13 protein-coding genes are annotated in these 14586 nt (G+C 70.1%); 10 read left to right on the forward strand and 3 right to left on the reverse strand.

The window, feature by feature from the left end; all coding sequences use genetic code 11:
• Nucleotides 1-114: 114 nt before the first annotated feature.
• On the reverse strand, nucleotides 115-1824 hold the full coding sequence (locus tag BME24068_RS06850) for a glutamine--tRNA ligase/YqeY domain fusion protein (RefSeq protein WP_174925550.1): 1710 nt from the start codon (nucleotides 1822-1824) through the stop codon (nucleotides 115-117).
• Nucleotides 1825-2077: 253 nt separating this feature from the next.
• Here BME24068_RS06850 and BME24068_RS06855 point away from each other — a divergent pair, with 253 nt between their 5' ends.
• Nucleotides 2078-2287 (forward strand): ornithine acetyltransferase, encoded by a 210-nt coding sequence (locus tag BME24068_RS06855; protein WP_174925551.1) that lies wholly within the window; start codon nucleotides 2078-2080, stop codon nucleotides 2285-2287.
• 172 nt (nucleotides 2288-2459) lie between these two features.
• Nucleotides 2460-3008: an RBBP9/YdeN family alpha/beta hydrolase gene (locus tag BME24068_RS06860; protein WP_174925552.1), complete on the forward strand. Its 549-nt coding sequence runs from the start codon at nucleotides 2460-2462 to the stop codon at nucleotides 3006-3008.
• Between the two features lie 220 nt (nucleotides 3009-3228).
• On the opposite strand, the gene BME24068_RS06865 is transcribed toward BME24068_RS06860, so the two are convergent.
• Nucleotides 3229-4449 (reverse strand): CaiB/BaiF CoA transferase family protein, encoded by a 1221-nt coding sequence (locus BME24068_RS06865; RefSeq protein ID WP_174925553.1) that lies wholly within the window; start codon nucleotides 4447-4449, stop codon nucleotides 3229-3231.
• 237 nt (nucleotides 4450-4686) lie between these two features.
• On the opposite strand from BME24068_RS06865, the gene alaS reads away from it, so the two are divergent.
• The gene (gene alaS / locus BME24068_RS06870) at nucleotides 4687-7311 is read left to right on the forward strand and encodes an alanine--tRNA ligase (protein ID WP_096506895.1); all 2625 of its coding nucleotides are present in this window, start codon (nucleotides 4687-4689) and stop codon (nucleotides 7309-7311) included.
• Between the two features lie 138 nt (nucleotides 7312-7449).
• Here the strand turns inward: alaS and BME24068_RS06875 are convergent, their stop codons facing one another.
• Complete coding sequence (locus BME24068_RS06875) at nucleotides 7450-8382, reverse strand: LysR family transcriptional regulator (RefSeq protein ID WP_096506894.1); 933 nt, start codon at nucleotides 8380-8382, stop codon at nucleotides 7450-7452.
• Between the two features lie 124 nt (nucleotides 8383-8506).
• On the opposite strand from BME24068_RS06875, the gene BME24068_RS06880 reads away from it, so the two are divergent.
• From BME24068_RS06880 to BME24068_RS06910, 7 genes are all read left to right on the forward strand, one after another.
• Nucleotides 8507-9745, forward strand: coding sequence for a YbfB/YjiJ family MFS transporter (locus BME24068_RS06880; protein ID WP_174925554.1), 1239 nt, complete (start codon nucleotides 8507-8509; stop codon nucleotides 9743-9745).
• A 121-nt stretch (nucleotides 9746-9866) separates the two neighbouring features.
• Nucleotides 9867-10403 carry an NUDIX domain-containing protein gene (locus tag BME24068_RS06885; protein ID WP_174925555.1) on the forward strand — a complete coding sequence of 179 codons (537 nt, stop codon included), beginning with the start codon at nucleotides 9867-9869 and terminating at the stop codon, nucleotides 10401-10403.
• 94 nt (nucleotides 10404-10497) lie between these two features.
• On the forward strand, nucleotides 10498-10935 hold the full coding sequence (locus BME24068_RS06890; protein ID WP_096506927.1) for an acyl-CoA thioesterase: 438 nt from the start codon (nucleotides 10498-10500) through the stop codon (nucleotides 10933-10935).
• Between the two features lie 13 nt (nucleotides 10936-10948).
• Nucleotides 10949-11884 carry a branched-chain amino acid ABC transporter permease gene (locus BME24068_RS06895; protein ID WP_174925556.1) on the forward strand — a complete coding sequence of 312 codons (936 nt, stop codon included), beginning with the start codon at nucleotides 10949-10951 and terminating at the stop codon, nucleotides 11882-11884.
• Complete coding sequence (locus tag BME24068_RS06900) at nucleotides 11877-13112, forward strand: branched-chain amino acid ABC transporter permease (protein ID WP_174925557.1); 1236 nt, start codon at nucleotides 11877-11879, stop codon at nucleotides 13110-13112. The genes BME24068_RS06895 and BME24068_RS06900 overlap by 8 nt, the downstream gene beginning before the upstream one ends.
• Nucleotides 13109-13858 carry an ABC transporter ATP-binding protein gene (locus tag BME24068_RS06905; protein ID WP_174925558.1) on the forward strand — a complete coding sequence of 250 codons (750 nt, stop codon included), beginning with the start codon at nucleotides 13109-13111 and terminating at the stop codon, nucleotides 13856-13858. The genes BME24068_RS06900 and BME24068_RS06905 overlap by 4 nt, the downstream gene beginning before the upstream one ends.
• Nucleotides 13855-14559 (forward strand): ABC transporter ATP-binding protein, encoded by a 705-nt coding sequence (locus BME24068_RS06910; protein WP_174925559.1) that lies wholly within the window; start codon nucleotides 13855-13857, stop codon nucleotides 14557-14559. Before BME24068_RS06905 ends, BME24068_RS06910 begins: the two co-directional genes overlap by 4 nt.
• The last annotated feature ends 27 nt before the right edge of the window (nucleotides 14560-14586 follow it).

Below are 14586 nucleotides of genomic sequence, written 5' to 3' on the forward strand. Positions count from 1 at the left end.
GTGCCCGCTGCCGCCGCGATCGTCGGCACGCAATGAAAAACCGGCCCGCAGGCCGGTTTTTTTATCGTTGCGCGCCGGGAGCCTGACGGCTCGCGGCGCGCGCGGGGCAGGCCGTCAGGCCGGCTTGCCCCAGCTGTCGCGCAGCCCGACGATCCGGTTGAACACCGGCTTGCCCGGCTTCGAATCGACGCGGTCGGCGACGAAATAGCCGTGACGCTCGAACTGCAGGCGCGTTTCCGGTGCGACGTCGCCGGCGCCCGGTTCGACGTAGGCCTGCGTGATCTTCTTCGAGTTCGGGTTCAGCGCATCGAGGAAGTTCGCGCCGCCCGCGTCCGGATGCGGTTCCTTGAACAGCCGGTCGTAGATGCGCACTTCGGCCGCCTGCGCATGCTTCGCGCTGACCCAGTGGATGTTGCCCTTGACCTTGTAGTTGTTCGCGCCTTCGGTGCCCGACTTGCTGTCCGGGAAGTAGTTGCAGTGCACGGCCGTCACGTTGCCGTCGGCGTCCTTGTCGAAGCCCGTGCATTCGATCACGTAGCCGTAGCGCAGACGCACCTTGTTGCCCGGGAACAGGCGGAAATAGCCCTTCGGCGGGTTCTCGACGAAGTCCTCGCGCTCGATCCACAGCTCGCGCGAGATCGGGAACGTGCGCACGCCGCGCTCCGGGTGGTGCGGGTGCACGGGCGCCGTGCACGCTTCCTCGAGGTCTTCCGGATAGTTGTCGATCACGAGCTTCAGCGGTTCGAGCACGGCGACCGAGCGCGGCGCCTTGTCGTCGAGGTCGTCGCGCAGCGCGCCTTCGAACACGCTCATGTCGATCCACGAATCGACCTTCGTCACGCCGATGCGCTCGCAGAACAGATGGATGCTCTCCGGCGTGAAGCCGCGGCGGCGGATCCCGACGATCGTCGGCATGCGCGGGTCGTCCCAGCCTTCGACGTGGCCTTCGGTCACGAGCTGCAGCAGCTTGCGCTTGCTGGTGATCGCGTACGTGAGGTTCAGTCGCGAGAATTCGATCTGTTGCGGCAGCGGACGCGTGAACATGCCGGCTTCCGCGAGTTCGTTCAGCACCCAGTCGTACAGCGGGCGGTGATCCTCGAACTCGAGCGTGCACAGCGAATGCGTGATGCCTTCGAGCGCATCCGAGATGCAGTGCGTGTAGTCGTACATCGGATACACGCACCATGCGTCGCCGGTGCGGTAGTGGTGCGCGTAGCGGATCCGGTAGATCACCGGGTCGCGCATGTTCATGTTCGGCGAAGCCATGTCGATCTTCGCGCGCAGCACGTGCTCGCCTTCCTTGAATTCGCCGGCCTTCATCCGGCGGAACAGGTCGAGGTTTTCCTCGGGCGAGCGCTCGCGGAACGGCGACGGCTTGCCGCCATCGGTCAGCGAGCCGCGGTTCGCGCGCATTTCGTCGGCGCTCTGGCTGTCGACGTACGCACGGCCGCGCTGGATCAGCAACTCGGCGAACGCGTACAGCTTGTCGTAGTAGTCGCTCGCGAAATACTGGTGATCGACCGCGTCCTTGCGCCAGTCGAAGCCGAGCCAGCGCACCGCGTCGACGATCGAGTCGACGTATTCGACGCTTTCCTTTTCCGGGTTCGTGTCGTCGAAGCGCAGGTGGCACACGCCGCCGTAGTCGCGTGCGACGCTGAAGTTCAGGCAGATGCTCTTCGCGTGGCCGATGTGCAGATAGCCGTTCGGCTCGGGCGGAAAGCGCGTCTCGACGCGTCCGCTCCATTTGCCGGTGCGGTTGTCGTCGTCGATGATGTTGCGGATGAAATTGGAAGCCGCGGGGGCGTCGTTGCGTTCGGTGCTCATGCGGATGGCGTCAGGTTGTGTCGGCGCGTCGCGCCGGTTTAATCCTGCAATTCTACCTGACCGGGGTCCGTCCCGCGCGGGTTGCGGCATGACAGGGGACGGTTCGGGATGTGTCGCGCAATATCTCGATAGTGTGTCGGCTGTAACACGAGGTAAATCGGATTGCCGGCGCCGTTGGGGTTTTCCTATGATGGCTTTACCGATTCAATGCCGCCATCCGTAATTTTTTCCTGGCGGGAGGAAGCCAACAATCATGATGAAGAAGACCACTTTTCTCGTTCGTGCCGCAGTCATTGCCGCGGTCCTGTCGCAACTCGGCGCATGCGCGATGACGCATACGCAGCGCAATGCCGGTATCGGCGCGGCCGCGGGCGGCGCGCTCGGCTACCTGATCACGGGCGGCCCGGTCGGCACGGTCGCCGGCGCGGCGGCAGGTGGCCTGGTCGGCGCCGGCGTGCGCTGACCGAAGCCGGCGCGCATGAGCGCCGGTTGGTCGTGACGGCGTCTGCGACGCGTCACGACCCGCTCATTTCTCGCACACTCATTCCGCGATTCGACAGGCAGCCTCAGGGAGAGGCGGGTGTGCGACACTGCGTCGACGTCATATCACGACATCCTTCGTCGACGAATCTTCCATGAGCGATTCTCTCGTTTTCGTGCTGCCGGGCTACGGCAACTCCGGTCCGCTCCACTGGCAAAGCCGCTGGGAGCGCGCCGACGCGCGTTGCGTGCGCGTCGCGATGCCCGACTGGGACCGTGCGTCGCGCAACGGCTGGTGTCTCGCGCTCGACCGCGCGGTCCAAGCCGCACCGGGCCCGGTGACGATCGCCGCGCACAGCCTCGGCACGCTGACCACCGCGTGGTGGGCAACCCGCTACGCGCGGCCGGCCGCGCTCGCGAAGGTGCGCGGCGCGCTGCTCGTCGCGTTGCCCGATCCGGCGGGGCCGGCGTTTCCGGCCGACGCGCACGGCTTCGGGCCGGTGCCGCACGAACGACTGCCGTTTCCGACCTGCGTCGTTGCGAGCAGCGACGATCCGTACGGTTCGATCGCGTTCGCGCGCGGCTGCGCGCACGCCTGGGGCAGCACCTTCCGCGATCTCGGCCCGCGCGGCCACATCAACGCGGATAGCGGGCTCGGCGACTGGCCGGCCGCGCGCGGCTGGCTCGACGCGCTTGCGCGTTAGCTTGCGGGAGTGGCGTTGGCGGGTGTTAGCCGGCCCAAGCAGCACCAGGCGGCACCAGGCGGCACCAGGCGGCACCAGGCGGCACCAGGCGGCGTCAGCGGGCCGGCGCGAGTGTGCGTCGACCGGTCACAGCCAACCGGTCCGTTCGTTGCCCGGCGGCATCCCTGTACATCGCCGCGCGTGCCCGAAGGGGCGCCGCGCGGCTGCCGTGCCGGTGCGATCAGATTGCCTGCTTCGCTTTCAGCGCGGCGATCCGCGCATCGTCGTAGCCGAGCATGTCGCGCAGCACGTCTTCCGTCTGCGCGCCGAGCAGCGGCGGGGCGGTGCGCGCATCGGGCGGCGTCGCGCTCATCCGGATCGGATTGCGCACGAGCTTCACGTCCGCGCCGCACGGGTGCGGCAACGATACCTGCATCCCGCGCGCGATCACCTGTTCGTTGTCGAACACCTCGTCGAGCGCGTTGATCGGCCCGCACGGCACGCCGGCCGCTTCGAGCGCGGCGATCCAGTGCGCCTTGCCGAGCGTCTTCACCATCTCCGCGAGCATCGGCACCAGCGTGTCGCGGTGACGCACGCGCGCCGGGTTCGTCGCGAACCGCTCGTCGTCCGCCAGCTCGGGGCGCCCGCCGGCTTCGACGAACTTGCGGAACTGCCCGTCGTTGCCGACCGCGACGATGATCCACCCGTCGCTCGTCTGGAACGTCTGGTACGGCACGATGTTCGGATGCGCGTTGCCCCAGCGCACCGGCGCCTTGCCGCTCGCGAGGAAGTTGGTGTTCATGTTCGCGAGCAACGCGACCTGCACGTCGAGCAGCGCCATGTCGATGTACTGGCCTTCTCCCGTGCGGTCGCGGTGCGCGAGCGCCGCGAGCACGGCGATCGTCGAATAGAGGCCCGTGGCGAGATCGGCAATCGCGACGCCGGCCTTCTGCGGGCCGCCGCCCGGCTCGCTGTCGCGCTCGCCGGTGATGCTCATGAAGCCGCCGATCCCCTGCACGATGAAGTCGTAGCCCGCGCGGTGCGCGTACGGGCCGGTCTGGCCGAAACCCGTGACCGAGCAGTAGACGAGATCGGGCTTCACCGCGCGCAGCGAGTCGTAATCGAGCCCGTACTTCTTCAACTGCCCGACCTTGTAGTTCTCGAGCACGACGTCGCTCTGCGCGGCGAGCTCGCGCACGATCTGCTGGCCCTCGGGCGTCGCGATGTCGACCGTCACCGAGCGCTTGTTGCGGTTCGCCGCGAGGTAGTACGCGGCCTCGGCCGTATCGGCGCCGGCTGCGTCCTTCAGGTACGGCGGCCCCCAGTGGCGCGTGTCGTCGCCGGCGCCGGGGCGCTCGACCTTGATCACGTCCGCGCCGAAATCGGCAAGCGTCTGCGCGCACCACGGGCCCGCGAGCACGCGGGTGAGGTCCAGCACGCGGATATGGCTCAGGGCACCCATCGTCGAATCGTCTCCTTTCATGGCTCGCCTTGCAGGACAAGGCGGATTGGCATGCCGGACATCTTAAGGCGAATCGGCCGCACCGGTGGCCCAGGCCGCTCGTCCGGCCGGGCGGGCCGCTGCCGTTTGGGGCGGCAGTCTCTATCGTATAATCGAGCGTTTACGATATTTGCCCGCCGTGCGTCCGCGAGGACGGCCGGCGTTTGAAGCCGCTCAGCCAGACATTCCCCGCACGCCATGAAAGCTGCCGAAATCCGCGAGAAATTCCTCAAATTCTTCGAATCGAAGGGCCACACGATCGTCCGCTCGTCGAGCCTCGTGCCCGGTAACGACCCCACGCTGATGTTCACGAACTCGGGCATGGTCCAGTTCAAGGACGTGTTCCTCGGCACGGACCCGCGTCCGTACTCGCGCGCCACCACGGCGCAGCGCAGCGTGCGCGCGGGCGGCAAGCACAACGACCTCGAGAACGTCGGCTATACGGCGCGCCACCACACGTTCTTCGAGATGCTCGGCAACTTCTCGTTCGGCGACTACTTCAAGCACGACGCGATCCGCTTCGCGTGGGAGCTGCTGACCACGGTCTACCAGCTGCCGAAGGAAAAGCTGTGGGTCACCGTCTACCAGGAAGACGACGAAGCGTACGACATCTGGGCGAAGGAAGTCGGCGTGCCGACCGAGCGGATCATCCGGATCGGCGACAACAAGGGCGCGCGCTACGCGTCGGACAACTTCTGGACGATGGGCGACACCGGCCCGTGCGGCCCGTGTACCGAAATCTTCTACGACCACGGCCCGGAAGTGTGGGGCGGCCCGCCGGGATCCGCCGAAGAAGACGGCGATCGCTACATCGAGATCTGGAACCTCGTGTTCATGCAGTTCAACCGCGACGCGCAGGGCAACATGACGCGCCTGCCGAAGCAGTCGGTCGACACCGGCATGGGCCTCGAGCGCCTGGCCGCGGTGCTGCAGCACGTGCACAGCAACTACGAGATCGACCTGTTCCAGAACCTGATCAAGGCCGCCGCGCGCGTGACCGAGATCAGCGACCTCACGAACAACTCGCTGAAGGTGATCGCCGATCATATCCGCGCGTGCTCGTTCCTGATCGTCGACGGCGTGATTCCCGGCAACGAAGGCCGCGGCTACGTGCTGCGCCGCATCGTGCGCCGTGCGATCCGCCACGGCTACAAGCTCGGCCGCAAGGGTTCGTTCTTCCACAAGCTGGTGGCCGACCTCGTCGTGGAGATGGGCGCGGCGTACCCGGAACTGAAGGAAGCCGAACAGCGCGTGACCGACGTGCTGCGCCAGGAAGAAGAGCGCTTCTTCGAGACGATCGAGCACGGGATGTCGATCCTCGACGCCGCGCTGGCCGACGTCGAGGCGAAGGGCGGCAAGGTGCTCGACGGCGAACTCGCGTTCAAGCTGCACGACACGTACGGCTTCCCGCTGGATCTGACGGCCGACGTGTGCCGCGAGCGCGGGATGACGGTCGACGAGCCGGCGTTCGACGACGCGATGGCGCGTCAGCGCGAGCAGGCGCGCGCGGCCGGCAAGTTCAAGGCCGCGCAGGGCCTCGAATACACGGGCGCGAAGACCACGTTCCACGGTTACGAGGAAATCGCGTTCGACGATGCGAAGGTCGTCGCGCTGTATGTCGACGGCGCGTCGGTCAACGAAGTGAAGACCGGCCAGGATGCGGTCGTCGTGCTCGATCACACGCCGTTCTATGCGGAATCGGGCGGCCAGGTCGGCGACCAGGGCGTGCTCGCGAACGCCGCGACGCGCTTCGCGGTGGCCGATACCTTGAAGGTGCAGGCCGACGTGATCGGCCATCACGGCACGCTCGAACAGGGCACGCTCAAGGTCGGCGACGTGCTGCGCGCGGAAATCGACGCGCACCGCCGTGCCCGCACGCAGCGCAACCACTCGGCGACCCACCTGATGCACAAGGCGCTGCGCGAGGTGCTGGGCGCGCACGTGCAGCAGAAGGGCTCGCTCGTCGACGCGGAGAAAACCCGCTTCGACTTCGCGCACAACGCACCGATGACCGACGACGAAATCCGTCGCGTCGAGCAGATCGTCAACAACGAAATCCTCGCGAACGCGCCGGGCATCGTGCGCGTGCTGCCGTACGACGAAGCGGTGAAGGGCGGCGCGATGGCGCTGTTCGGCGAGAAGTACGGCGACGAAGTGCGCGTGCTCGATCTCGGCTTCTCGCGCGAGCTGTGCGGCGGCACGCACGTGAGCCGCACCGGCGACATCGGCTTCTTCAAGATCGTCGTCGAAGGCGGCGTCGCGGCCGGCATCCGCCGCGTCGAGGCGATCACCGGCGACAACGCGGTGCGTTTCGTGCAGGATCTCGACGCCCGCGTGAACGAAGCGGCCGCCGCGCTGAAGGCGCAGCCGTCGGAACTCACGCAGCGTATCGCGCAGGTGCAGGACCAGGTGAAGTCGCTCGAGAAGGAGCTGGGCGCGCTGAAGTCGAAGCTCGCATCGAGCCAGGGCGACGAGCTCGCACAGCAGGCCGTCGAAGTCGGCGGCGTGTACGTGCTGGCCGCGACGCTCGACGGCGCGGATGCGAAGACGCTGCGCGAAACGGTCGACAAGCTGAAGGACAAGCTGAAGCGCGCGGCGATCGTGCTCGCGGCCGTCGAAGGCGGCAAGGTCAGCCTGATCGCGGGCGTCACGCCCGACGCGAGCAAGAAGGTCAAGGCCGGCGAGCTCGTGAACTTCGTCGCGCAGCAGGTCGGCGGCAAGGGCGGCGGCCGTCCGGACATGGCGCAGGCAGGCGGCACGGAACCGGCGAACCTGCCGGACGCGCTCGCAGGCGTCAAGGGCTGGGTCGAAGCGCGTCTTTGATCGTCACGGCCGATGCGATGCGGTCTCGCTGACCGCATCGCGTTCGATGAAAAACGACCCGATCGGCGTTGGCCGGTCGGGTCGTTTCGTTTTGGGGGCGGGCGCGGTGAACGCGCACCGCTTGCCAGAACCGCCGGCTCAGGCCGGCGCCACCGCCGGCGCGCTGGCCGGATCGGCTGCCTGCCGCGCGGCGTGCGTGGCATGCGCGGCGTCGCCAAGCGCATCGCGCAGCGCGGCGAGCGCCGCCGACGCGTAACCGTGCCGCCACGCGAGCAGCGTGTCGATCCCTTCGAGTTCGGCGATCGTGTGCGCGGCGACGTTGCCGGTCTCGGGCTGCAGGTCGAGCACCGAGCGCGGCGCGACCGCGATTCCCGCGCCGGCCGCGACGCACGCGACGATCGCGTGATACGAGCCGAGTTCGAGCACCCGTGCGGGTTTCATCCCGTATTGCGCATACCATTGCTCGACGTATTTCCGGTACGTGCAGCCGCGCTCGAACGCGATCAGCGTCGGCAGGATCACGTCGCGCGGCGTGCGCACCGGCGGATGGCCGCGCGGGGTCAGCAGCACCAGGTCTTCACGGTAGACCGGCACGGTCTCGAACGTGTCGGGCAGCGTGTCCGGCGCGGGCGGCCGCGCGAACAACGCCGCATCGATCTCGAAATCGCGCACCTTGTCGATCAGCCAGCCGGTCGTGCCGGTGACGAGCTCCAGCGACACGTCGGGCCACGCATGGTGATAGCGCGCGAGCACGGTCGGCAGGCGGCTCGCGGCGGTGCTTTCCATCGTGCCGAGCCGCAGCCGCCCGCGCGGCGTGTCCTCGCGCACCGCGTCGCGCGCCTCGTCGGCCAGCGCGAGCAGCCGTTCCGCATACGGCAGCAGCGTGTGGCCGGCCGGCGTGAGCACGAGCCGGCGGCCGTCGCGCACGAACAGCGCCGCGCCCAGCTCCTCTTCGAGCTGCTTGATGCGTGTCGTCACGTTCGACTGCACGCGATTGAGCTTCGCCGCCGCGCGCGTCACGCCGTTCTCGCGCACGACGGCCCGGAAAATCGCCAGCGCCGCCAGATCCATGATTCTCTCCGGGAGATAGTTGGATTCTTGATTATTCATTTTTCAAGAACGTTTGGTCAAGCTACGATACACGCATTCCGTTTCCCGTTCCGGCCGTCGCGCGCTGCGCGCGGCCCATGCCGCCATGTCCCGTTCCGATGCTCCGAGCGCCGCTTCCGGCGCGCACCTGTCCGACGCTGCCGACCGCCGCGCGCGCACGGCCGCGCTTGCCTGCATGATCGGGCTGGCGGTCGCGCTCGGCGTCGGCCGCTTCGCGTTCACGCCGCTGCTGCCGCTGATGCTCGCCGACGGCTCGATCGGCCTGAAGGCCGGCAGCTGGCTCGCGTCGGCGAACTACGCCGGCTATTTCGTCGGCGCGGTCAGCTGCGCGGCGCTGAAGATCGTGCCCGCGCGGATGGTGCGCGTCGGGCTTGCCGCCACGGTGCTGCTGACCGCCGCGATGGGCGTCGGTCATCTGCTGTCCGTCTGGCTCGTCGTGCGCTTCGTCGCGGGCGTCGTCAGTGCGTGGACGTTCGTATTCGTGTCGCAATGGGGGCTGCGGCGGCTGGCGGAGCTGCACGCGCCCGAGTGGAGCGGGGTGATCTACGCGGGGCCGGGCGTCGGGATCGTGCTCACCGGGCTGATCGGCAGCGCGCTGGCCGGACACCGCGCGGCGCCCGGCTGGCTGGGCTTCGCGGCGTTGTCGGCGGTGCTGTCCGTCGCGATCTGGCGCATCTTCGGCGATGCGCCGGCCGCCGCCGGGCAGCCGGCCGCACCCGCTCGGCATGCGGCCGCCGCAGCCGCGCCGGCCGACGCGCGACGCCACCGGGCCGATGCCGCGTGGCTCGTCGTGCTGTACGGGATGCCGGGCTTCGGCTACATCATCACCGCGACGTTCCTGCCGGTGATCGCGCGCGCCGCGCTGCCGGCCGGCTCGCCGTGGCCGGACCTGTTCTGGCCGATGTTCGGCGCGGCGCTGATCGTCGGCGCGATCGCCGCCGCGCGGCTGCCCGGCCACTGGGACAACCGGCTGCTGCTCGCGGCCGGCTGCGCGACGCAGGCGCTCGGCATCGCGGCGGGCATCGTGTGGCCGAACGCGGCCGGCTTCTCGGTCGGCAGCGCGCTGCTCGGGCTGCCGTTCACCGCGATCACGCTGTTCGCGATGCGCGAAGCGCGCCGGCTGCATGGCGAGCGCGCGGCCGGCCTGATGGGTTATGCGACCGCGTCGTACGGGGTCGGGCAGATTCTCGGCCCGCTCGTCGCGGCGCCGCTCACCGCGCGCTTCGGGTCGTTCTCGCCCGCGCTGTGGGTCGCGGCGGGTGCGCTGCTGGTCGGCGCGGCCGGTTTCGCGGCGACCGCCGCAAGCGGACGCGCGCGACCCTGACGGCGTCGGGGCCGGATCATCTGCGGCGCGGCAAACTCGCTAGAATGAAGCCTTTCCAGCGCCGAGCGGGCGCGCCACGCGGCCTGCACACGGCCGCCGGACGCTCGCCAGATCTCCTTCGATGACCACTGCCGACTACCGCTTTTGCCCGCGCTGCGCGCGCTCGCTGACCGAGCGCGCCGATCCCGAACACGAGGGCGGCCGCATCCGCCAGGCTTGCCCGGACGACGCGTGCGGCTACGTGCACTGGAACAATCCGCTGCCGGTGGTGGCCGCGATCGTCGAACTCGACGGCAAGATCCTGCTCGCGCGCAACGCGGCCTGGCCGGAAGGGATGTTCGCGCTGATCACCGGCTTCCTCGAGAACGGCGAAACGCCCGAGGACGGCATCGCGCGCGAGCTGCTCGAGGAAACCGCGCTGAAGGCCGAGCAGGTCACGCTGGTCGGCGTCTATGAATTCATCCGCAAGAACGAACTGATCATCGCGTACCACGTGCGCGCATCGGGCACCGTCGCGCTGTCGCCGGAGCTGCTCGAATACCGGCTCGTCGATCCGCCGCTGCTGCGCCCGTGGCGCGCCGGCACCGGCTATGCGCTCGCCGACTGGATGCGCGCGCGCGGCCTCGATTTCGAATTCGTCGACCGAGCGGGGCAGTGACCGCCCGCCCGGCTTGCGCCATTCCATCCGCGGCGCCGCGGCAGCCTGCCGTTCGCCGGCCCGCGTCGCCATCCTCGTCCTGACCGCCATCGCCATGTCCGACAAGCCGCAGCCGCGTCCGCGCGACGCCTATCCCCACTTCCTGCCGATCACGACCCGCTGGATGGACAACGACGTCTACGGGCACGTGAACAACGTCGTCTACTACAGCTACTTCGACACCGTCGTGAACGAATACCTGATCCGCGCGGGCGTGCTCGACGTCGAGCACGGACAGACGATCGGGCTGGTGGTCGAGACGCAGTGCAACTACTTCGCGCCGCTCGTGTTTCCGCAGTCGGTCGACGCCGGGCTGCGCGTCGCGAAGCTCGGCACGTCGAGCGTGCGCTACGAGATCGGGCTGTTCGCGGCCGGGCAGCCGTCGCCGGCCGCGCAGGGGCATTTCGTGCACGTGTACGTCGATCGCGGCACGCGCCGCCCGGTGCCGCTGCCCGACGCGCTGCGCGCGGCGCTCGAACCGCTCGCCCGCTGACGGGCGCGCGGCGGTGCACGCGTTCGCGCTCCAGGCCTTCAACGGCCTCAGTTACGGGTTGCTGCTGTTCATGCTGTCGGCCGGCCTCACGCTGATCTTCAGCGTGCAGGGCGTGCTCAACTTCGCGCATGCGAGCTTCTACATGCTCGGCGCATACGTCGGCTACAGCATCGCGGCGCGCGCGGGCTTCTGGCCGGCGCTCGTGCTCGCGCCGCTCGCCGTGGGGCTGCTGGGCGCCGGCTGCGAGCGCACGCTGCTGCGCCGTGTCCAGGCGCGCGGGCATACGAGCGAGCTGCTGCTGACCTTCGGGCTCGCGTACCTGATCGGCGAAGGCGCGAAACTGCTGTGGGGCCTCGCGCCGCTGCCGGCGCCGGTGCCGGCGCTCTTCGACGGCGCGCCCGTGACCGTGCTCGGTCTCGCGCTGCCGCGCTACCGGTTGTTCATGATGGGCATGTCCACGGCGATGCTGATCGCGCTCGGCGCGTTGCTGCGCGCGTCGCGCATCGGGCTCGTCGTGCGCGCCGCGCTCACGCATCGCGACGCCGTCGAAGCGCTCGGCTACGACGTGCCGCGCGTGATGACGGGCCTGTTCGGCGCCGGCACCGCGCTCGCGGCGCTGGCCGGCGTGATCGGCGCGCCGCTCGCGGTGATCGAGCCGGCGCTGGCCGAGACGGTCGGATCGGTGGTGTTCGCGGTCGTCGTGATCGGCGGGCTCGGTTCGCTCGGCGGCGCGTTCGTCGCATCGCTCGCGGTCGGGTTCGCGCAGACCTTCGCGGCGTCCAGCGACACGTCGCTGCGCGCGCTCGCGCACTGGGCGGGCGTCGCGCTGCCCGACAGCGTGGCCGCCGTGTCGATCGCACAGCTCGCGCCGCTGGTGCCGTATCTGCTGCTCGTCGCGGTGCTGGTCGCGCGTCCGCGCGGATTGTTCGGCGAGCGGGTCGATGGATAGCCGCGCGCTTGCCGGCGCGCTGCGCTGGGTGACGTTCGCCGCGTGCGTCATGCTGCCCGCGTGGCTGTGGCCGCATGGCGCGCTGCTCGGCTATCTCGCGCAGACGACCGCACTCGTCGTGCTCGCGCTGTCGTACAACCTGCAGCTCGGCACGACCGGGCTGCTGTCGTTCGGCCATGCGGCGTTCGCCGGCCTCGGCGCGTTCGCGGCGGCGCACTGGTTCAATCGTTTCGGCGGCCCGTTGCCGCTGCTGCCGCTCGTCGGCGGCGTGGCCGGCGCGGGCTTCGGGTTCGTCGCGGGGCTGCTCGCGACCCGCCGCGCGGGCACCGTGTTCGCGATGATCACGCTCGGCCTCGGCGAATGCGTCGCGGCGGCCGCGTGGAGCGTGCCCGCGTGGTTCGGCGGTCTCGGCGGCGTGCCGATCGACCGCGCGAGCGGCACGCCGTGGGGCAACTGGAATTTCGGCGCGCCGCTGCAGGCCTATACGGTGATCGGCGCGTGGTGCATCGCGTCGGCAATCGCGATGCATGCGCTGACGCGCACGCCGCTCGCGCGGCTCGCGAACGCGGTGCGCGACAACCCCGCGCGCGTCGCCGCGCTCGGCACCGAGCCGCGTCGCGTGCGGCTCGCGATGGTCACCTGCGCGTCGTTCTTCGCGGGCATCGCCGGCACGCTGACGCTGATCGACGTCGAAATCGCGACGCAGGACAGCGTGTCGATGGCGCGTTCGGCGACCGTGCTGATCGCCGCGGTGATCGGCGGCACCGGCGCGTTCTTCGGGCCGGCAGCCGGCGCGGCCGTGCTGACCGCGCTGAGCGTCGTCGTCGCGGGCGTATCGCGTGCGTGGGCGCTGTATCTCGGCGTGCTGTTCGTCGCGGTCGTCGTCGCCGCGCCGCGCGGGATCGCGGGCCTCGCGCAGGATGTCGCGCACGCGTTGCGCCGCGACGCGCCGGCCGTCGAGCGCTGGCGCATGTTGTGCGGTGTCGGCGCGTGCGTGTTCTGGGGCGTCGCGATCGTCTGCGCGGCCGAGCTCGGTTATGCGTGGCGCTTCGCGCAGGACGATGGCGCCGCCGGCATCGCGTTCGGCGCGTGGGGCGCCGACGCGCCGGCCGGCTGGGCGGTCGCGTGCTCGGCGGCGGGCATCGGCATGCTGCTGTGGGGCTGGCGCGCACGGCTCGCGAACGGCGGCGCCGGCGCGCGGGGCGGCCAGCGGGAGGAGCGGCGATGAACGGCAACGCGATCGCGCTCCACGGCATCGTGCAGCGCTTCGGTGCGCAGACGGTGCTCGACGGCGTCGAACTGAGCGTCTCCGCCGGCGAGCGTCATGCGCTGATCGGACCGAACGGCGCGGGCAAGTCGACGCTGTTCGGCGTGATCGCCGGCGCGACGCGGCCGACGCGCGGGCGCGTCGTGCTGCACGGCGTCGAGCTGCGCGGACGCGGGCCGGTCACGGCCAGCCGCCTCGGCATCGGCCGCAGTTTCCAGCAGACGAGCGCGTTCGCGCGGCTGAGCGTGTTCGACAACCTGCGCTGCGCCGCGCTGCATGCGCCGGCCGAGCGGCGGCGCTGGTGGAACCGGCTGCGCGAATCGGCGTCGGTCGATCTCGCGGCCGCGCGCGTGCTGCACGACATCGGTCTCGATGCGCGGCGCGACACGCCCGCCGGCGAGCTCGGCTATGCGGAGCAACGCGCGCTCGATCTCGGCATCGCGCTCGCGAGCGGCGCGCGCACGCTGCTGCTCGACGAACCGACGGCCGGCATGAACCGCGAACAGGCGGCGCGGATGATCGCGCTGATCCGCGCGACGACGCAGGGCCGCACGGTGCTGATGATCGAGCACGACATGGACGCGGTGTTCGGCTTCGCCGAGCGCATCACGGTGCTCGTGCGCGGCACGGTGGTCGCGACCGGCGCGCCCGACGCGATCCGCGCCGATCCGGCCGTGCGTCGCGCGTATCTCGGGGAGCACGCATGAGCGCGCTGCTCGATATTCGTGGCTTGCGTGCGTGGTACGGGATGCAGCCCGTACTCGACGGTGTCGATCTCGCGCTCGCGCCCGGCGAAACGCTCGCGCTGCTCGGCCGCAACGGCTCCGGGCGCTCGACGCTCGCGAAAGCCGTGATGGGGCTCGTGCAGACGGCGGGCTCGGTGCATATCGCCGGGGTCGAATGCGCGGGCGCGCGCACCTTCGAGATTGCGCGGCGCGGCGTCGCTTATGTGGCCGAAAGCCGCGACGTCTTTCCGCTGCTGAGCGTGCGCGACAACCTGCGGCTCGGGTTGCGCGGCGCGAGCGGCGCGGCGGAGCGTGACGCGCTCGAACGGCTGCTCGCGCGGTTTCCGCTGCTGGCCGCGCGTGCTGACGTGAAGGCCGGCCGCCTGTCGGGCGGCGAACAGCAGGTGCTCGCGCTGGTGCGCGCGCTCGCGGGCCGCCCGCGCGTGCTGATCGTCGACGAGCCGGCCGAAGGGCTCGCACCGCTCGCGGTCGACGAGGTCGGCGCGTGCCTCGCCGCGCTGCAGGCCGACGGTGTCGCGATCCTGCTGATCGAGCAGCGGTTGCAGCTTGCGCCGCGGCTTGCGCGGCGCGTCGCCGTGATGGGGCGCGGCCGGATCGTCTACGACGGCGCGCTCGACGGGCTCGGCAGCGATGTCGTCGGCGCCTGGTTGAGCGCTGGTTGAGCGCAGGCGGAGCCCGCCCCGCCGATT

Origin of the sequence: Burkholderia anthina, assembly GCF_902498995.1 — a bacterium.
Classification (GTDB): domain Bacteria; phylum Pseudomonadota; class Gammaproteobacteria; order Burkholderiales; family Burkholderiaceae; genus Burkholderia; species Burkholderia anthina.

Excerpts from the sequence above, each read along its gene's own strand:
- BME24068_RS06850 (WP_174925550.1), bottom strand. The coding sequence starts at position 1,824 with ATGAGCACCGAACGCAACGACGCCCCCGCGGCTTCCAATTTCATCCGC.
- BME24068_RS06855 (WP_174925551.1), top strand. The coding sequence starts at position 2,078 with ATGATGAAGAAGACCACTTTTCTCGTTCGTGCCGCAGTCATTGCCGCG.
- BME24068_RS06860 (WP_174925552.1), top strand. The coding sequence starts at position 2,460 with ATGAGCGATTCTCTCGTTTTCGTGCTGCCGGGCTACGGCAACTCCGGT.
- BME24068_RS06865 (WP_174925553.1), bottom strand. The coding sequence starts at position 4,449 with ATGGGTGCCCTGAGCCATATCCGCGTGCTGGACCTCACCCGCGTGCTC.
- alaS (WP_096506895.1), top strand. The coding sequence starts at position 4,687 with ATGAAAGCTGCCGAAATCCGCGAGAAATTCCTCAAATTCTTCGAATCG.
- BME24068_RS06875 (WP_096506894.1), bottom strand. The coding sequence starts at position 8,382 with ATGGATCTGGCGGCGCTGGCGATTTTCCGGGCCGTCGTGCGCGAGAAC.
- BME24068_RS06880 (WP_174925554.1), top strand. The coding sequence starts at position 8,507 with ATGTCCCGTTCCGATGCTCCGAGCGCCGCTTCCGGCGCGCACCTGTCC.
- BME24068_RS06885 (WP_174925555.1), top strand. The coding sequence starts at position 9,867 with ATGACCACTGCCGACTACCGCTTTTGCCCGCGCTGCGCGCGCTCGCTG.
- BME24068_RS06890 (WP_096506927.1), top strand. The coding sequence starts at position 10,498 with ATGTCCGACAAGCCGCAGCCGCGTCCGCGCGACGCCTATCCCCACTTC.
- BME24068_RS06900 (WP_174925557.1), top strand. The coding sequence starts at position 11,877 with ATGGATAGCCGCGCGCTTGCCGGCGCGCTGCGCTGGGTGACGTTCGCC.
- BME24068_RS06905 (WP_174925558.1), top strand. The coding sequence starts at position 13,109 with ATGAACGGCAACGCGATCGCGCTCCACGGCATCGTGCAGCGCTTCGGT.
- BME24068_RS06910 (WP_174925559.1), top strand. The coding sequence starts at position 13,855 with ATGAGCGCGCTGCTCGATATTCGTGGCTTGCGTGCGTGGTACGGGATG.